This is a genomic window from Comamonas sp. C24C, assembly GCF_053345995.1.
The window spans coordinates 356,591-373,444 of record NZ_JBKFBC010000005.1; the positions used below are offsets into that span (position 1 = coordinate 356,591).

Below are 16,854 nucleotides of genomic sequence, written 5' to 3' on the forward strand. Positions count from 1 at the left end.
CATCAAAAAATTCGGCGCATGGACTCGCGCTTGCCGGGGCCCGTGCCGGTATACATCCGCTGACTAAATCAGCTGTTCGCCGGGCAGCAGTTCCTTGGCGCCAATGGTGGGCAGCTGGCGCAGTTGCTCGTACAGCGGCGCAAAGTCGGTATCGGCCAGGTTCAGCAGATGGGGCATGTCGTCGATTACGAAATAGGTCTGCTGATAGGTGTCGATCTTGTAGAGCGTGCGCATGGTGCGCTCCAGCTGCAGCGGCAGACGATGCGGCTGCGGGCTGTTGACGCTGTACTCCAGCTCGCCCACGGAGCTGAGGATGCCGGCGCCATAGGCGCGCACGCCGCCGTTCTCGCGGATCAGGCCGAATTCCACCGTGTACCAGTACAGGCGCGACAGCATCTCGCAGACGCCGAGCTCGGCCGCCTTGAGGCCGCCCTGACCGTAGGCCTGGATGAAGTCGGCCATGACGGGGTTGAACAGCAGCGGCACATGGCCGAAGAGGTCGTGAAAGATGTCGGGCTCGACGATGTATTCGAACTCCTCGGGCTTGCGTATCCAGTCGGTGACCGGGAATTTGCGCTGGGCCAGCAGCGAAAAGAACGGCACCTCCGGAATCAGGCCCGGAACGCCCACGATCTCCCATCCCGTGGCCTTGAATAGTCGCTCGTTGACTTCCTCGAAGCGCGGAATGCGCTCCTTGGCGCCCAGCGAGGGCAGGGCATCGATGAAATGCTGGCTTGCGCGGCCCGGCAGTAGCGCGGATTGACGCTCGTAGAGCCGGTGGTAGGTGTCATGCTCGGCCTCGGTATAGGCGGCATAGTCCTGTGTGCAGGTGTAGTCGGCATGGGCCCGTGTGTAGTCGCCGCGTGGCGGTCGATCGGACTGGCCATAGACGACGGGCGCCGCACCTGTGCTGCCGGTCTTGGCGGTGCTGCTCTGGATGTTGTTCATGAGGCACTCCCTGAGATAAGGGGTCGCGAAGGCTGTGGCCGGAGCTCGTGGCCCGGGCGCAGCAGGAAAAAGGAGTGGTGAGCCGGAAGCTGGCTCAGTGCATCTGTATCTGGGCGCGTTTGACGAGCTGCCCGTAACGGGCGTGCTCGGCCTGCACCAGGCGGGCAAAGTCCTGCAGGCGCAGGTCGTCGCGCACCACGCCCATGGCGTCGAAGTACTGCTGTACCTCGGGTCTTTGTAGCGTCTGCGCAAAGGCGTCCGACCAGCGTCTGGCCTGGCTGTCCGTAATTCCCGCGGTGGCAAAGAGGCCGAACCAGGTGGTCAGATTCATGCCCTTGATGCTGTCGTCCAGGCTGGGAACCTCCGGCAGAGCCGGCAGCGGCGAGCGCCAGGTCACGCCGATGGCCTTGAGTCTGCCTGCGCGCAGATGGGGCAGGGCAGAGGCAATATTGTCGAACATCAGATCGGCCGTGCCTTCGAGCAGAGCCGACAGAGCCGGTCTGGCCCCGCCGAACGGCAGATGCTGCAGCGGCACCTGGGTCAGCGACTGGAACCACTGGCCCGCGATATGGCCGATGCTGCCATTGCCCGCCGACGCATAGCGCAGTGCTTGCCGGTGCTTGGACATGAAGCGCAGCAGATCTTCGGGCGTATAGATGCGCCACTGCATGGCCAGTTCGCTGCGCATGACCAGTACATGGGGCATGCGTGCCACCAGTGTCAGTGGCTGAAAGTCGCGCAGCGGATCGTAGGGGAGCTGGGGGTTGAGCCAGGGCAGGATGGCATGTGTGGCCACGGCGCCCATCAGCAGCATGGGTTCGCGCGCTCCCGCTCTGGCCACCATGGCCGCGCCCGTGGCGCCCCCTTCGCCCGGTACATTGAGCACATTGATGTTGCCCAGGGCTGTGGTTTCCTGCGTCAGCTTGCGCGCCGCACGGTCCAGCGGGCCGCCCGCTGTATAGGGTACGACCAGGGAGAGTTCGTTGCGGCTGCGGCTGGAATTCGACGGCAGGGCGCTCGCATCCCTGGCCGCATGCGCGCTGTCGGCGATCAGAGCGGTCGCCGATGCCACCGCCAGCGACAAGGCCTGACGGCGGGAAAGGTGCGAGGTACCGGCAGGCGCATCCATCCCCGGCGTTCTGCAGTCCTCTGGGGCTGTAGCGGGGAGCTGATGTGGTCGCGGCACTTGATCCTTCCGGGCGTTGAAGCTGGCTGCGACGGCCCACGTCAGACGTGAATGCGGCAGTGCAGCATGACGGAAAGTATAGGGACGGAAACCGGTCGCCACATGGTCCGTTTGACGGAGTGGTAACCATTGGTATCTTTTTGATAAAAGGCGTAGCGCCGGAGCCCGTGCCGGCCATGCTGCCAGCAGCCGGAAGGGGCAGATGCAGGCCGGGAGGGTGCATGGTCGACTCCGTCGTGGCTCAGGTCTTGAGCACGCCGCGGCGCATCTGGTCGAGCTCCATGGTCTCGAACAGGGCCTTGAAATTGCCTTCGCCAAAGCCGCTATTGCCCTTGCGCTGGATGAATTCGAAGAAGATGGGGCCCAGCTGGTTTTCGCTGAAGATCTGCAGCAGCAGTTCGCCGGGCTGGCCGTCCACCAGGATATTGCGCGCCAGCAGCTCGGGAATGGGTTCCTGCAGGTCCGGGATGCGCTTGGGCAGCAGCTCGTAATAGGTCTCGCTGGTGTTCAGCAGCTTGATGCCGTTCATCTGCAGGCCGTCCACGGTGTCGTAGAGATTGGTCGAGCCCAGCGCGATGTGCTGTATGCCTTCGCCGTGGTACATGTCCAGGTATTCCTGGATCTGGCCGGCCTTGTCGTTGCCTTCCTCGTTGATGGGAATGCGGATCTTGCCGCAGGGGCTGGTCATGGCCTTGCTCTTGACGCCTGTGGCCTGACCTTCGATGTCGAAATAGCGGATCTCGCGGAAGTTGAAGATGCGCTCGTAGAACTCGGCCAGCTCGGCCATACGGCCGCGGTAGACGTTGTTGGTCAGGTGGTCGATGTAGGTCAGGCCCAGGCCCTCGGGGTGCAGATCGGCACCGGGCAGGGGTTCGAAGTCCACGTCGAAGAAGCTGATATTGCCCAGGTCCCCGTCCTTGGCGCCATTCTTGCCGCGCCATTTGTCGATGAAATAGATCAGGGAGTCGCCAATGCCCTTGATGGCGGGAATGCTCAGTTCGCCGGGGGCGGCCTGCTGGGCATAGCCCCAGGCACCCAGCGAGGTGGCACGCTCATAAGCGTACTTGGCATCATTGACACGCACGGCGATGGCACAGACGCTGGGGCCGTGCAGACGTGCGAAGCGCTGGGCAAAGCTGTCGGGCTCGGCATTGATGATGAAGTTGATCTCGCCCTGGCGATAAAGGGTCACGTTCTTGCGGCGGTGCTTGGCGATGGCCTGAAAGCCCATGCGTTCGAACAGCTGACCCATGGCCACGGGATCGGGGGCGGCATATTCGACGAACTCGAAGCCGTCCGTTCCCATGGGGTTGTCCCAGGTCTGGAATGGGCTGGCGTTGCTTTGGGTCAGTGGGGCGTTCATGGCAGAGGTCTCCATCGGGAAGGGGCACAACACATGAAGAACAGGTGTCGACGATGGATTCACTGTAGGACAGGCAGCTGGCAAGCTTCATGCAAAAATGCCTTGGCAGTAAACCTGCTCGTGCATGAAAATTGCGCAAAAATTCGATTTCATGCAATTTAAATGGTTATCAAGGGTTAACCATTAATAAAAACTGCGCTGTTTTTATAATCTGCCGCCATGAGTCCCATGCACACCATCGACAAACTGGATAAGGCGATTTTGCGCCGATTGCAGGCCAATGGCCGAGAAACTTACGACGTCATCGGGGAGCAGGTCGGTCTGTCGCCCAGCGCCGTGCTGCGCCGAGTCAAGCGGCTGGAGGAAAACGGCGTCATCGACCGCTATGTAGCACTGGTGCAGCCCGAGACCGTGGGCCTGGGTCTGACGGCCTATATCAATGTGCGCCTGGAAAAATACACCGAAACCAGCAAGCGCAATCCCATGGATGTGTTCCGCGCCAGCGTACAGACCTGGCCCGAGGTGGTGGAGTGTGTCTCCCTCACTGGCGAGATGGACTATCTGCTGCGGGTGGTGGTGGCGGACATGCAGCATTACAGTCGTTTCATCATGGACACGCTGCTCAAACACCCCAGCGTGCAGGACTGCAAAACCAGCTTTGTCATGGACCGGGTCAAGGTCACGACGGCCGTGCCGCTCTAAGCCTCCGCGGAGGTCCTTCATATGGACCATGGCTTAGCCGGAAATAGACGCTAAGGTGTTGAATTAACGCAAAATCCTTACAAGATTGTTGCAATGCAATATGGTGCTTGTGAAGATTCGGGTTTTTACCTATATTTCAGGCTATGAACCTCCCCAAAGACTGGTTGACATCGCCCTGGCAGGCTGGCTCCGGCTGGCTGCGAGACATGGGCAAGTCCCATGGCGCCGAGCGTCGCTCGCCGTCCTTGGTCCCCATCCGTTCGCTGAGTCCGCGCCATCGCGACCGCATCATCAAGCATCTGCTCAAGCTGGATGCGCGTGATCGCTATCTGCGCTTTGGCTATGCGGCCAATGACGAACAGGTGCGTCGCTATGTCGAGCAGCTCGATTTCGAGCGCGATGACATCTTCGGCATCTTCAACCGCCGTCTGGAATTGATCTCCATGGCGCATCTGGCCTTTGCCGGCCACCCCGAGCATGAGAAATGCGCGGAGTTCGGCGTCTCCGTGCTCAAGAGTGCACGCGGCAAGGGGCTGGGTGCACGTCTGTTTGCGCGTGCAGTGCTGCATGCGCGCAGCAAGAACGTGAGCATGATGTTCATCCATGCGCTGTCCGAGAACACGGCCATGCTCAAGATTGCGCGCAACGCGGGTGCCACCGTCAAGCGAGAAGGCTCGGAATCCGAAGCCTATCTGGAGCTGCCGCCTGCCGACTTCGAGACCCATGTCAGCGACCTGGTGACCGAGCATCTGGGCGAGATGGACTATCAGCTCAAGAAGCAGGCCGTCAATTTCTGGACTTTTCTGGCCGGTGTGCAGGAAGTGCGCAAGGGTGTGCAGGAAGGCCGCCATAAATCAGGCGAGTAAGTCGGCTTGTGAAGCTGGCAATGCTGCAGCCCAATAAAGACAAGTGCAAGCAGCTATCAAAATAGCTTTTACCGAGTGCCCTCGGTGACAGCTGGTCATGGCTTTTGTGAGCTAGCAAGCCGTCCGTCAACACAATCCGTTATTCTTGGAGACTTGTTTGACTACCGCACGTCCTGCACTCCAAGACAGTGTCTGACCCCCATCCTGCGCGACTTCCCGAGAAGGAAGACAAGCGAAGCTTCCTGCAAAAGGTGGCTGAGTTCATTCATCCGGCACCGGAATCTCCCGATGAACTGATCGAAACCCTGGCCGAAGCCGAAGACAACCAGGTCATCGGCACCGAGTCCCGCGTCATGCTGGAACGCGTGATTCGCATGGCCGACATGAGCGCCGGAGAAGTCATGGTGGCCGCGCCACGCATGGATCTCATCAATATCGACGCTCCGTACGAAGAAATCCTGCACCAGGTTCTCACCACGGCGCATTCGCGCTTTCCGGTCTACCAGGGCGAGCGCGAGAACATCATTGGCATTCTCATGGCCAAGGATTTGCTCAAGTTGCAGCGTTCTCCCACCCTGAATATTCGTGCTCTGGTGCGGCCCGCCGTCTTCGTGCCCGAGAGCAAGGGCCTCAACGATCTGCTGCGCGAGTTCCGCGCCAATCGCAACCATCTGGCGGTGGTCATCGACGAGTTTGGTCGTGTGGCCGGCTTGGTGACGATTGAGGATGTGCTGGAAGAAATCGTCGGCGAGATCGAGGACGAGTTCGATATCCCCGAGGATGAGGGCGATATCTTTGCCCTGGCCGACAACAGCTATCGCGTCGCGGGCGATGCCAGCATCGAGCATGTGAGCGAGGAGTTCGAGACTGCGCTGCATGCCAGCGACCCCGATGCCGAGTTCGACACGATTGGTGGATTGATCGCCCACGAGATCGGTCATATGCCCAAGCGCGGCGAGCAGGTTCACCTTGGCGGGCTGGAGTTCACCGTGCTCCACACCAAGGGCGGCGCGGTGCGCTGGTTCAAGGTGGTGCGCGATCCTTCGCCGGACAGCCTTGTTCGCAACTGATCGCGACTTGCGCAAATCCGGGTCAGGCCTGGTGTGATGCCGGTGGAAATACCGGTTGTACCCCTTGGTTTGCACAAGTCCTGGCCATACCTCGTATGCTTGAATTCACCCAACCACCCGGTTGGGTGTTTTGCTCTTGCCAGCCGATTCCTATGACCACCTCTGCCCCCACCGTTCAGACTGCTGCTGCCAGGCCTCATGGCTGGATGAGCATGCTGTTGCTAGTCCTTGCAGGCGGCTTGCAGGCTCTTTCGCTGGCCTGGCCCTGGGCTCGCGGTCAGGCCGACGGCTGGTTGAGCCTGGTCGGAGGCTATGGTCGTCCGCTGTGGTGGCTGCAGATTCTGTCGCTGGCGTTGCTGGTTCATGCGCTGCTGGCTGCCCGCTCCGCGGCGCAGGCGGCAGGCCGGGCCTGGTTGTTTGGCACGGCATGGCTTGTGGCTACCTTCTGGTGGCTGTTCATCTCCATGCACACCTATGGCGGATTGGCTGCGCCACTGGCCGTGGCTGCCGTGCTGGCGCTGGCGGGCTTTCTGGGTGGCTATTACGCCGTGGCTGCATGGTGTTTCAAGCGTCTGGCGCAGGTCCCGGCCGCGCTATCTACCCTGGTTTTTGCGGCACTGTGGACACTGGCCGAACTCGCGCGCGGCTGGCTCTGGACCGGTTTCCCCTGGGGAGCCGGAGGCTATGCCCATGTGGAGGGTCCGCTGTCCATGCTGCCGCGCTGGATAGGCGTCTACGGCACCGGGTTTGTCGCGGCCTGGGCTGCGGCCTGGTTGGCGCTGCTGGTCTGGCGCGCCCAGACCAGGGGTGTGGTGCTGAGTTTCGTGCCAGCCCTGGCATCCGCACTGGCCCTGGGCCTGGTATGGGGCGGACTTTGGTGGTCGCGCGACAGCGCCGTTGCCGCGCCCGGCCAGCAGCCCGGCATGAGCGTGGAGCTTCTGCAGGGCAATATTCCCCAGGATGAGAAGTTCGAGCTGGGCTCGGGCGTGGTGGTCGCACTGCGCTGGTATGCCCAGCAGCTGCATGACGCCAGTGCTCAGTTGGTGGTGGCGCCCGAGACCGCCATTCCGCTGTTGCCTCAGCAGCTTCCCGAGGGCTATCTGGATTTTGTGCGTGCACCTTTTGTCGCCAAGGACTCCAACCGCGCGGCCCTGGTGGGGCTGCCACTGGGCAACTGGGACAAGGGCTTTACCAATACGGTCGAAGGCTGGCTGCCCGGACAGACCCAGGCCTATCAGTACGACAAGCATCACCTGGTGCCGTTCGGCGAGTTCATTCCGCCCATGTTCCGCTGGTTCACGGAACTCATGAATATTCCGCTGGGCGACTTCAATCGCGGCGCACTGGGCCAGCCTTCCATGAGCTGGGCAGGCGAGCGCCTGTCGCCCAATATCTGCTACGAGGATTTGTTCGGCGAAGAGCTGGCGGCCCATTTCGGCAATGCGGCGACGGCACCCACGGTGCTGGTTAATCTGAGCAATATCGGCTGGTTTGGGGACTCCGTGGCCATTGATCAGCATCTGTCCATCAGCCGCATGCGTGCGCTGGAGTTCGAGCGCCCCATGTTGCGTGCGACGAATACCGGAGCCACCGTGGTGATCGATCACAGAGGACAAGTGGTGAAAGCACTGGCACCGTTCGAACGCGCGGTATTGCAGGGCCGGGTTCAGGGGCGCGACGGCCTGACGCCTTATGCCCGCTGGGTACATGCCCTGGGCCTGCTGCCTCTGACGCTGCTGTGCCTGGCGCTTTGCGCGCTGGCTTGGCGATCATCGAAAAGACCAGGGAAGGCGTAGTGACGCGCACGGAATAAGCCACGTTGACAGCAGCGGCTGTGGCATTTGTGGCAGAGTCTTGGGCCTGAAAACGGGTATTGTGTCCCGGGTAGGGCTGCGAGCCTTGATAATCCCCGGTTGTACCGCCCTGAGTGGGCGCGCGCAGCGGGCGCGGGTCCCGTCACCCAAATATAGAGTAACAGGTAGCTTGCACAGGCTGCCGCGGAGCAATTGAGAGAATGGCTGAATCTTTTTCCTACGAACAACTGATCGCGTCCGGCGAAGGCAAGCTGTTTGGTGCCGATAGCGGACGTCTGCCCCTGCCTCCCATGCTGATGTTCGATCGCATCACACATATCTCCGAGGACGGCGGTGCCCACGGTCTGGGCAAGATTGTTGCGGAACTGGACGTCAGGCCCGACCTGTGGTTCTTTGATTGCCACTTTCAGGGCGACCCCGTCATGCCCGGCTGCCTGGGTCTGGACGCCATGTGGCAACTGATCGGTTTTTACCTGACCTGGTTGCGCCTGCCGGGTCGTGGTCGCGCCCTGGGTGCCGGTGAAGTCAAGTTCACCGGCGAAGTGGGCCCCGATGTCAAACTCGTGACATATGAAATTGATATCAAGCGAGTGATCAAGCGCAAGCTGAACATGGCCATCGGCGACGCACGCCTGCTGGCCGACGGTAAGGAAATTTACGTGGCCAATGACCTGCGCGTGGGTCTGTTCCTGCGTGAAGGTGATGCCAAGGGAACGGCAGCATGAGCAAGAAGCGGGTAGTGATCACCGGCGCGGGCATTGTCTCGTGCATCGGAAATGACCTGGCAACCGTGGAGGCCTCGCTGCGCGAGGGCAAGAGCGGTATCAAGGCCATGCCCCAGTTCACGGAGCTGGGCATGCGCTCGCAGGTGGCAGGCATTCCCGAGATCGATATCGAGGCGCGCATCGACCGCAAGCAGCTGCGCTTCATGGGCGATGCTGCAGCTTATTCGCAGATCGCTCTCGAAGACGCGATCAAGCAAGCCGGTCTCACGCCCGAACAGGTGAGCAACCCGCGCACCGGTCTGATCATGGGCTCGGGCGGCGGCTCGCCGGCCAATCAGATCGAGGCAGCCGATACGCTGCGTGAAAAAGGCATCCGCCGTGTGGGCCCTTACCAGGTCACACGCTGCATGAGCTCCACGGTGTCGGCCTGCCTGGCAACCAACTTCAAGGTCAAGGGCATCAACTACTCCATCACCTCGGCCTGCTCCACCTCGGCCCACTGCATCGGGGCTGCGGCCCAGCAGATCGCCTGGGGCATGCAGGATGTGATGTTTGCCGGCGGCGGCGAAGAGCTGTCCTGGGGCATGTCGCTGCTGTTTGACGGCATGGGTGCCATGTCCAGCAAGTACAACGAGACACCCGAGAAAGCCTCACGTGCCTACGATGCCAACCGCGACGGTTTCGTGATCGCCGGCGGCGGCGGTGCGGTGGTGCTCGAAAGCCTGGACCATGCGCTGGCACGCGGTGCCAACATCCTGGCCGAAGTGGTGGGCTTTGGTGCCACCAGCGATGGCGAGGACATGGTCGCTCCCTCGGGCGACGGCGCCATCGCCTGCATGAAGCAGGCCATGGAAACCGTGGATGCGCCCATCGACTACATCAACACCCACGGCACATCGACCCCTGTGGGCGATATGCAGGAAGTGCGCGCCATGCGCGAGCTGTTCGGTGACCAGGTGCCTGCGTTCTCGTCCACCAAGTCACTGACCGGCCACTCGCTGGGCGCGACCGGTGTGCAAGAGGCGATTTACTGCCTGATCATGCTGAACAAGGGCTTTATCGCAGGGTCCGTGAACGTGGACACACCCGATCCGCTGCTGGGCGATATGCCTCTGGTGACCCAGACCCGCGATGCCGAGCTCAAGACCGTGCTGTCCAACAGCTTTGGCTTTGGCGGTACCAATGCCTCCCTGGTGCTCAAGCGCTGGGAAGGACAGTAAGCTGGCATCCTTGGATCGCAAGCCCGCTTGGCCTTTAGGTAAGCGGGCTTTTTTCTGTCATCGACTACCGTCTCTCTCATGAAGATCGCAATTCTTGACCGTGATGGCACCCTGAACCAATGGGGTGCCCAAGGCTTCATTGGACGGCCCGATGAATGGGTTGCAGTCCCCAGCGCTCTGGAGGCTGTTTCGCGCCTGAACCGTGCCGGCTGGCATGTGGTGGTCGCCACCAATCAGCCGGGGCTGGGCCGCGGACTGTTCGATGTGATCGAGCTCAATGCCGTGCATGCCAAGATGCACCGGGAGATGGCTGCCGTCGGCGCCCGGGTGGAGGCCGTGTTTTTTTGCCCGCATGCTCCCGATGAAGAATGCCAGTGCCGCAAACCCGGCGCAGCGCTGTTCGAGCAGATTGCCGACCGCTACGGTGCGGAAGGCCACGAGATCTGGGCCATTGGCAGCGGTGTCGAGCATTTGCAGGCGGGTCAGGCCCTGGGGGCCCATCTGGTGTTTGTGGAGTCCACTGCCAGGCCCGAGTGCAGCAGCGATGCCGATCTTCCCGAAGGCAGCGAGCGCTACCCCGATCTGGAGGCCGTGGTGAATAGGCTGCTGCCGCTTGGGGGGGATGAGGATGCTCAGCCCCTGGATTCGGCGCCTGCCCCGCATTGAGTTCGGGTTTCAGGTCAAAATAGACTCAACTGCTTGAAAGAGCAGCGCAAGCTGCTATGTTTCTTGTCGATAACCGTGCCAAATCAATGGGCCAGGCCTCAGGTCTGCGCTCACGTTCTTCGATTGCTGTCATGTCCCTGATTCGCTCTGTCCTCCACATGCTGTGGATGGCCATTACCGTCATTCCCTACACTTTCGCTGTGCTGCTGGCCAAGTGGACCAGCGGCTCGTCGGCCAAGGCATACCGCGCCGCCCGCGCCTGGCTCAAGCTCTCGGTGGACAGCGCCCGTGTGATCATGGGAGTCCGGTATCAGGTGCAGGGCATGGAGAACCTGCCTACGGACCCGAATCAGGGGGTGGTGCTGCTGGTCAAGCACCAGTCCACTTACGAGACCTTTCTCATGCCTGCCATCATGCCGCGCCCGCTGGCCTATGTGTTCAAGAAGGAGTTGCTGAAGGTGCCGTTCTTTGGTTGGTCCATTGGTGCGCTGGACATGATTCACATTGACCGGGCCCAGCGTTCGCGCGCCTTTCACAAGGTGGTGGAGCAGGGCAAGCGCCTGCTCGATCAAGGCATATGGGTCATCATGTTTCCCGAAGGTACACGTGTCAATCGTGGCGAAGTGGGAGAGTACAAGACCGGCGCCACCCGTCTGGCCATCATGACGGGCGCACCCGTGGTGCCGATTGCCGTTACCTCGGCCAAGTGCTGGCCGCGCAAGGCCTTCATCAAAAAGCCTGGCGTGGTGGATGTGTCCATCGGCAAGCCCATTGCTTCAGTGGGTCGCAAGCATGATGAATTGATGGCCGAAGTCGAGGCCTGGATAGAGTCCGAAATGCAGCGCCTGGACCCTGAGGCTTATCGTAAATAACGCAAAACTGCCCATGTCCACAGGCGATAGCTTGCAGCAAGCTTGGCAATGGCTGGTGCCGCCTGTGGTGGAGGATGGGCGGGGCGGGTTGATGCCCCGCAGGCGCCGACCCACCGGCCCTGAGGCCACCGCACAGCGTTCGGAGCAAGCCGAGCTGGAATTTGAGAGAAATCGGATCGAAACGCTTGCCGGAATTGCGGTGGATGCTATTGATTTAGAGGAAAACGAGGCCGCCACCTTCCTCGTACATCCGGAAGCCAGCCACAGCGCCAGGTTGCAGGGGCGTGAGGTGGCTTATCTGCTGCGCCGTTCGGCGCGCCGCAGCATAGGCTTCAGCGTAGGGCAGCAAGGTCTTGAAGTCACCGCTCCGCAATGGGTGGCCATGCCCGAGATCGAATCAGCGCTGCAGACCAAGGCCGGCTGGATCGTGCGCAAGCTGCAGGAAGCAGGCCAGCGACAGCAGATCAAGCAGGAAGCACGCATTCTCTGGCAGGACGGGGGCGTGCTGGACTATCTGGGGCAGCCCATGATCTTGCGGCTGACAGGAGGGGCATCCCCTCTGTTGGCGACTCGCCAGACGCATCGAGAGCAGGGGGCCGATGGATCGCAAAGCCTGCATCTGCCTTTGCCGGTGCAGGCGCCGGCGGCCCAGGTGCGCGCAGCCGTTCAGGCCTGGATACTGCGCGAGGCGCGCAGCTATTTCACGGCTCGTATGCTGCACCATGCGGCCACCATGGACGTGCGCTGGAATGCGCTGCGCCTGACGAGCGCCAGCACGCGCTGGGGCAGCGCCAATAGCAGCGGGATCATTCGTCTGAACTGGCGGCTGATGCAGCACAGCCCGCAAATCATCGACTATGTGGTGGTGCATGAGCTCGCACATCTGCACCACATGGACCACAGCCCCCAGTTCTGGGCGGTGGTGGCACAGGTTCTGCCCGACTGGAAGCAGTTGCGCAGAGCATTGAGAGACAGGCCTCTGCCCGCCTGGGAATAGAGGCAACGACCAAGACAAGGAATGAAATGAGCAATACCACCCCGATTCAACCCGCAGCCGGCTATGCGGGCGATGTGCCGCCAGAGCTGGCCTGGCAATGGCTGCAGGCTGGCGAGGCGGTGCTGGTCGATGTGCGTACCGATGCCGAGCGTGAGTGGGTGGGCAAGGTGCCGGGCGCTGTCGCCGTGGCCTGGAAACAATGGCCAGGCATGGCCGCCAACCCGAACTTTGATGCTGAACTGCGAGCTGCAGTCCCCGAGGGCCGGAAAGTGGTGCTGCTGTGCCGCAGCGGAGTGCGCTCTGTGGCAGCGGCCCAGCGCGCAGCCGGTCTGGGGATCGAGGCCTACAACATTCTTGAGGGTTTCGAAGGCGATGTGGATGCCAGTGGCCAGCGCGGCCGGCTCGGAGGCTGGCGCAAGCGCGGCCTGCCCTGGCATCAGTAAGACGCAGGGCTTGGGCCGCTGCTTCTAGTTCGGCCGGTAGCCATTGGGGTTCTGGCTTTGCCAGCGCCATGTGTCGGCGCACATGGTGTCCAGATCATGCTCGGCTTGCCAGCCCAGGGTTTTGAGGGCGTGTTCGGGGTCGGCGTAATAGCTTGGCAGGTCGCCGGGGCGTCGCCCAGTGACGGCGTATGGAATGGCCTTGCCGCAGGCCTTCTCGAAGGCGTGCAGAACGTCGAGCACGCTAAAGCCCTTGCCGGTGCCCAAGTTGAAGGTCATGACGCCGGGCTCAAGCTTTTCCAGGGCCTTGACATGTCCGCGGGCAAGATCCACGACATGCAGATAGTCGCGCACTCCCGTGCCGTCCGGTGTGTTGTAGTTGCCGCCAAAAATCTGCAACTTATCTCTTCTGCCCACTGCAACCTGTGCGATGTAGGGCAGTAGATTGTTGGGAATATCTGCGGGGTCTTCACCGATCAAGCCACTTGGGTGCGCTCCGATGGGGTTGAAATAGCGCAGCACAGCCATGCTCCATTTGGAGTCCGAGTGCGCCAGGTCGGCGAGGATTTCCTCGGCCATGAGCTTGGTCCGCCCATAGGGATTCATGGCTGCCGTGGGGTGTTTTTCGTCATAGGGCAGGTATTGGGGTGTCCCATAGACGGTGGCAGACGAGCTGAAGACAAGCTTGTGTATTGCCAGACTTTGCATCGCGCGCAGTAGGACCAGGGTTCCATTGACGTTGTTGTCGTAGTAGTCGAGCGGGTGTGTTGAGGATTCGCCCACGGCCTTCTTGCCGGCAAAGTGCATAACACTGTCAATGCCATGCTCCCGCAATGCCTGCTCGAGTGCCGCCTGATCTCGTACATCGCCATGGATGACCGCAATGGTGTGTCCCGTGATTTTCTCCACACGATGGATGGCTTCGGGATGGCTGTTGCTGAAGTTGTCAAAAATCACAACTTCATGGCCCCGGCCTATCAGTTCGATGGCGGTATGGCTGCCGATATAGCCGGCGCCACCTGTGAGCAGAGTTTTCATAAACGGCAGTCTAGCTTTTGCGTCAATGAAAAAAGCGCTCATCCGAGCGCTTTCATATGTAACCGTATTGTTAGAGCAGGACTTAAAGCGCCGGAATGCGCAGCTTCTGGCCCGGATAAATCCTGTCCGGATTGCTGAGCATGGGCTTGTTGGCTTCAAAAATCACGTTGTACTTGTTGGCGTCGCCATAGTACTTCTTGGAGATGGCCGACAGCGTGTCGCCACGCACCACATCGTGGTACTGGGCTTCTGGCTCGGGGTTGGTAACCGTCATCAGGTTGTCCACGGATTGAACATTGGCCACATTGCCGCAGCACAACGTCACTTTTTCCTTGATGGCCTGAGTGGGGGCGGTCCCGTTGACCGTCACCTTGCCTTGAGAGCCATCGAACTGAACCTGCAGGTCGGATACGCCAAGATTCTGGGTATTGATATAGCTGGCGATCGCTTGAGCCGCCTTGGAATTCAAGTCTTCGGCCGGGGCAGCCGCATGTGCGTCGCTTCCGCCAAACAGTTTTTCTCCGGCTTCCTTGATGAAACTGAACAGACCCATGGTTTCGACTCCTCAAAAGTAGTGGAAGAAAGCGGTCCACTTTAACGGGAAATCGAAATGATTCCTTGCAGGATATGGACTGAGCGCTTTCTTTGACAATTTCCTGCCCGCTTGTAATGAATGTGACAAGCGGCTGCCTGTCACAGAGAAAAGTGCTGATAATCCGCCGCATGACATTTTTGGCCATAGACATTGGCAACACCCGTTTGAAGTGGGCCATGTACGAAGATCATCGCCCAGGTGCTGCCTTGCTGGCCCATGGTGCGGAGTTCCTGGAGCATATAGAGCGTCTGGCAGAAGGTGCCTGGGCGGGGCTGCCGGCTCCAGAGCGCATGCTGGGCTGTGTGGTTGCCGGCGAGACGGCAAGGCGCAGGGTGCACGAGCAGATCGAGCTCATGCTGGGCTGGAATCTCGAGCCTCAGTGGGTGGTTCCTTCCGTTGCAGAAGCTGGCGTGACCAATGGCTACGACCATCCCTCCAGGCTGGGGGCGGATCGCTGGGTGGCAATGATTGGTGCGCGTCACCACATGTTGCAATTGGGAGAGGCCAAGCCCTTGATCACGGTTATGGTAGGCACCGCAGTGACGGTCGATGCCATGGACGCGCAAGGCCATTTTCTGGGCGGCCTGATCATTCCTGGGCATGGCATCATGCTCAGGGCCCTGGAAGGTGGTACTGCGGGCCTGCATGTGCCTACCGGTGAAGTCCGATGCTTTCCCAAGAACACTAGCGATGCGCTGACCAGCGGTGGCACTTATGCGATTGCAGGTGCCGTGGAGCGCATGTACCAGCATCTGGCAGAACACTGCGGCGCAGAGCCTATGTGCATCATGGCGGGTGGTGCTGGCTGGAAAATGTCTCCCAGCATGACCCGACCTTTTGAGCTGATCAACAACCTGATCTTTGATGGCCTGCTGGTAATGGCTGAAAAGCGCTGGGCTTGAGTGCATTGCTACCTGCGATGATTCGAATTTTGATTTGAGGCTGTTTCCATGATTTTTGTAACTGGCGGTGCAGGCTTTATCGGCGCCAACTTTGTTCTCGACTGGCTGGCGCATGTGAACGAGCCCGTGGTCAATATCGACAAGCTGACCTATGCGGGCAATCTGGAGAATCTGGCCAGCTTGAAGGGCGATGCCCGTCATGTGTTTGTGCAGGCCGATATCGGCGATAGCGCAAAGCTTGCGCAATTGCTGGAGCAGCACCAGCCTCGCGCCGTGGTGAACTTTGCGGCCGAGTCGCATGTGGATCGCTCCATTCACGGCCCCGAGGATTTCATCCAGACCAATGTGGTGGGCACTTTCCGCCTGCTGGAAGCGGTGCGCGCCTATTGGAATGGCCTGGAAGGTGAGGCCAAGGCCGGCTTCCGTTTTCTGCATGTCTCCACCGACGAGGTCTATGGAACGCTGGCGCCCACGGACCCTGCGTTTACCGAAGAGCACAATTACGAGCCCAACAGCCCGTACTCGGCCAGCAAGGCGGCTTCCGACCATCTGGTGCGGGCCTGGCATCACACCTATGGACTGCCGGTGCTGACGACCAATTGCAGCAACAACTACGGCCCGCTGCACTTCCCCGAAAAGCTGATCCCGCTGGTCATTGTCAATGCGCTGGCAGGCAAGCCGCTGCCCATCTACGGTGACGGCATGCAGGTGCGTGACTGGCTGTATGTGCGAGACCATTGCAGCGCCATCCGCCGTGTGCTTGAGGCCGGCCAGCTGGGCGAGACCTATAACGTGGGCGGCTGGAACGAGAAGGCCAATATCGATATCGTCAAGACCGTGTGCAGCCTGCTCGATGAGCTGCGCCCGCGCGCCGACGGCAAGACCTATGCCGAGCAGATTACCTATGTGACCGACCGTCCCGGCCATGATCGCCGCTATGCGATCGATGCACGCAAGCTGGAACGTGAGCTGGGCTGGAAGCCTGCCGAGACTTTCGAGACCGGCATCCGCAAGACCGTGCAGTGGTATCTGGCCAACCCCGAGTGGGTGGCCAATGTGCAGTCGGGCGCCTACCGCGACTGGGTGCAAAAGCAGTACACCAGCGAGGCTTCGGAATGAAGCTGCTGCTGCTGGGCAAGAACGGTCAGGTCGGCTGGGAGCTGCAGCGCAGTCTTGCCCCTCTGGGTGAGGTGATTGCGCTGGACCGGCAGACCGGTGGCGATATCAGTGATCTGTCGGCGTTAGCGAATACCATTCGCAGTGTGCGCCCGGATGTGATCGTCAATGCCGCAGCGCATACCGCGGTGGACAAGGCCGAGAGCGAGCCGGATCTGGCCCTGCGCCTGAACGCCGAAGCTCCCGAAGTCATGGCACAGGAAGCCAAAAGCCTGGGCGCCTTGCTGGTGCACTACAGCACCGACTATGTCTTTGATGGCTCCGGCAGTGCGGC

18 protein-coding genes are annotated in these 16,854 nt (G+C 60.9%); 13 read left to right on the plus strand and 5 right to left on the minus strand.

The window, feature by feature from the left end; all coding sequences use genetic code 11:
- Positions 1-63 precede the first annotated feature (63 nt).
- From phhA to hppD, 3 genes are all read right to left on the minus strand, one after another.
- Positions 64-948 (minus strand): phenylalanine 4-monooxygenase, encoded by an 885-nt coding sequence (gene phhA / locus ACLBXN_RS12270; RefSeq protein ID WP_447612303.1) that lies wholly within the window; start codon positions 946-948, stop codon positions 64-66.
- Between the two features lie 94 nt (positions 949-1,042).
- Complete coding sequence (locus tag ACLBXN_RS12275) at positions 1,043-2,077, minus strand: Bug family tripartite tricarboxylate transporter substrate binding protein (RefSeq protein ID WP_211457176.1); 1,035 nt, start codon at positions 2,075-2,077, stop codon at positions 1,043-1,045.
- Between the two features lie 298 nt (positions 2,078-2,375).
- Positions 2,376-3,497: a 4-hydroxyphenylpyruvate dioxygenase gene (gene hppD, locus ACLBXN_RS12280; protein WP_407714342.1), complete on the minus strand. Its 1,122-nt coding sequence runs from the start codon at positions 3,495-3,497 to the stop codon at positions 2,376-2,378.
- 219 nt (positions 3,498-3,716) lie between these two features.
- Between hppD and ACLBXN_RS12285 the strand changes: the two genes are divergently transcribed.
- From ACLBXN_RS12285 to ACLBXN_RS12330, 10 genes are all read left to right on the plus strand, one after another.
- Positions 3,717-4,199, plus strand: coding sequence for an Lrp/AsnC family transcriptional regulator (locus ACLBXN_RS12285; RefSeq protein WP_003050977.1), 483 nt, complete (start codon positions 3,717-3,719; stop codon positions 4,197-4,199).
- A gap of 143 nt (positions 4,200-4,342) precedes the next feature.
- Positions 4,343-5,065, plus strand: coding sequence for a GNAT family N-acetyltransferase (locus ACLBXN_RS12290; protein ID WP_019044035.1), 723 nt, complete (start codon positions 4,343-4,345; stop codon positions 5,063-5,065).
- A 188-nt stretch (positions 5,066-5,253) separates the two neighbouring features.
- A complete protein-coding gene (locus ACLBXN_RS12295) occupies positions 5,254-6,135 on the plus strand; it encodes an HlyC/CorC family transporter (protein WP_003050982.1) in 882 nt (293 codons plus the stop codon).
- 206 nt (positions 6,136-6,341) lie between these two features.
- On the plus strand, positions 6,342-7,931 hold the full coding sequence (gene lnt / locus ACLBXN_RS12300) for an apolipoprotein N-acyltransferase (RefSeq protein WP_447612317.1): 1,590 nt from the start codon (positions 6,342-6,344) through the stop codon (positions 7,929-7,931).
- Positions 7,932-8,149: 218 nt separating this feature from the next.
- Entirely contained in the window at positions 8,150-8,674 is a 525-nt protein-coding gene (gene fabA, locus ACLBXN_RS12305) for a 3-hydroxyacyl-[acyl-carrier-protein] dehydratase FabA (RefSeq protein WP_003050986.1), read from the plus strand.
- Positions 8,671-9,894 (plus strand): beta-ketoacyl-ACP synthase I, encoded by a 1,224-nt coding sequence (fabB, locus tag ACLBXN_RS12310; RefSeq protein WP_114863304.1) that lies wholly within the window; start codon positions 8,671-8,673, stop codon positions 9,892-9,894. Before fabA ends, fabB begins: the two co-directional genes overlap by 4 nt.
- Positions 9,895-9,972: 78 nt before the next feature.
- Positions 9,973-10,560, plus strand: coding sequence for an HAD-IIIA family hydrolase (locus ACLBXN_RS12315; protein ID WP_343677221.1), 588 nt, complete (start codon positions 9,973-9,975; stop codon positions 10,558-10,560).
- Between the two features lie 131 nt (positions 10,561-10,691).
- On the plus strand, positions 10,692-11,432 hold the full coding sequence (locus ACLBXN_RS12320; RefSeq protein ID WP_447612304.1) for a lysophospholipid acyltransferase family protein: 741 nt from the start codon (positions 10,692-10,694) through the stop codon (positions 11,430-11,432).
- A gap of 13 nt (positions 11,433-11,445) precedes the next feature.
- On the plus strand, positions 11,446-12,429 hold the full coding sequence (locus ACLBXN_RS12325) for a M48 family metallopeptidase (RefSeq protein ID WP_447612305.1): 984 nt from the start codon (positions 11,446-11,448) through the stop codon (positions 12,427-12,429).
- 26 nt (positions 12,430-12,455) lie between these two features.
- Positions 12,456-12,872 carry a rhodanese-like domain-containing protein gene (locus ACLBXN_RS12330; RefSeq protein ID WP_003050996.1) on the plus strand — a complete coding sequence of 139 codons (417 nt, stop codon included), beginning with the start codon at positions 12,456-12,458 and terminating at the stop codon, positions 12,870-12,872.
- A gap of 24 nt (positions 12,873-12,896) precedes the next feature.
- Here ACLBXN_RS12330 and galE read toward each other — a convergent pair whose 3' ends face one another.
- Both galE and lysM read right to left on the minus strand, forming a co-directional pair.
- The gene (gene galE, locus ACLBXN_RS12335) at positions 12,897-13,907 is read right to left on the minus strand and encodes a UDP-glucose 4-epimerase GalE (protein WP_447612306.1); all 1,011 of its coding nucleotides are present in this window, start codon (positions 13,905-13,907) and stop codon (positions 12,897-12,899) included.
- An 82-nt stretch (positions 13,908-13,989) separates the two neighbouring features.
- Complete coding sequence (lysM, locus tag ACLBXN_RS12340) at positions 13,990-14,460, minus strand: peptidoglycan-binding protein LysM (RefSeq protein WP_447612307.1); 471 nt, start codon at positions 14,458-14,460, stop codon at positions 13,990-13,992.
- A gap of 170 nt (positions 14,461-14,630) precedes the next feature.
- Here lysM and ACLBXN_RS12345 point away from each other — a divergent pair, with 170 nt between their 5' ends.
- From ACLBXN_RS12345 to ACLBXN_RS12355, 3 genes are all read left to right on the plus strand, one after another.
- Positions 14,631-15,404, plus strand: coding sequence for a type III pantothenate kinase (locus ACLBXN_RS12345; RefSeq protein WP_447612308.1), 774 nt, complete (start codon positions 14,631-14,633; stop codon positions 15,402-15,404).
- A 48-nt stretch (positions 15,405-15,452) separates the two neighbouring features.
- Positions 15,453-16,523 carry a dTDP-glucose 4,6-dehydratase gene (gene rfbB, locus ACLBXN_RS12350; protein ID WP_447612309.1) on the plus strand — a complete coding sequence of 357 codons (1,071 nt, stop codon included), beginning with the start codon at positions 15,453-15,455 and terminating at the stop codon, positions 16,521-16,523.
- A partial coding sequence (locus ACLBXN_RS12355) for an SDR family oxidoreductase (protein ID WP_447612310.1) occupies positions 16,520-16,854 on the plus strand: 335 nt, incomplete at its 3' end. The genes rfbB and ACLBXN_RS12355, both read left to right, overlap by 4 nt.

Bases quoted from the DNA above. Each gene is read 5' to 3' on its own strand.
- phhA (WP_447612303.1), bottom strand. From the start codon at position 948: ATGAACAACATCCAGAGCAGCACCGCCAAGACCGGCAGCACAGGTGCG.
- ACLBXN_RS12315 (WP_343677221.1), top strand. From the start codon at position 9,973: ATGAAGATCGCAATTCTTGACCGTGATGGCACCCTGAACCAATGGGGT.
- fabA (WP_003050986.1), top strand. From the start codon at position 8,150: ATGGCTGAATCTTTTTCCTACGAACAACTGATCGCGTCCGGCGAAGGC.
- fabB (WP_114863304.1), top strand. From the start codon at position 8,671: ATGAGCAAGAAGCGGGTAGTGATCACCGGCGCGGGCATTGTCTCGTGC.
- lysM (WP_447612307.1), bottom strand. From the start codon at position 14,460: ATGGGTCTGTTCAGTTTCATCAAGGAAGCCGGAGAAAAACTGTTTGGC.
- ACLBXN_RS12290 (WP_019044035.1), top strand. From the start codon at position 4,343: ATGAACCTCCCCAAAGACTGGTTGACATCGCCCTGGCAGGCTGGCTCC.
- galE (WP_447612306.1), bottom strand. From the start codon at position 13,907: ATGAAAACTCTGCTCACAGGTGGCGCCGGCTATATCGGCAGCCATACC.
- ACLBXN_RS12285 (WP_003050977.1), top strand. From the start codon at position 3,717: ATGAGTCCCATGCACACCATCGACAAACTGGATAAGGCGATTTTGCGC.
- ACLBXN_RS12275 (WP_211457176.1), bottom strand. From the start codon at position 2,077: ATGGATGCGCCTGCCGGTACCTCGCACCTTTCCCGCCGTCAGGCCTTG.
- rfbB (WP_447612309.1), top strand. From the start codon at position 15,453: ATGATTTTTGTAACTGGCGGTGCAGGCTTTATCGGCGCCAACTTTGTT.
- ACLBXN_RS12345 (WP_447612308.1), top strand. From the start codon at position 14,631: ATGACATTTTTGGCCATAGACATTGGCAACACCCGTTTGAAGTGGGCC.
- ACLBXN_RS12320 (WP_447612304.1), top strand. From the start codon at position 10,692: ATGTCCCTGATTCGCTCTGTCCTCCACATGCTGTGGATGGCCATTACC.
- lnt (WP_447612317.1), top strand. From the start codon at position 6,342: ATGAGCATGCTGTTGCTAGTCCTTGCAGGCGGCTTGCAGGCTCTTTCG.
- ACLBXN_RS12330 (WP_003050996.1), top strand. From the start codon at position 12,456: ATGAGCAATACCACCCCGATTCAACCCGCAGCCGGCTATGCGGGCGAT.
- ACLBXN_RS12325 (WP_447612305.1), top strand. From the start codon at position 11,446: ATGTCCACAGGCGATAGCTTGCAGCAAGCTTGGCAATGGCTGGTGCCG.
- hppD (WP_407714342.1), bottom strand. From the start codon at position 3,497: ATGAACGCCCCACTGACCCAAAGCAACGCCAGCCCATTCCAGACCTGG.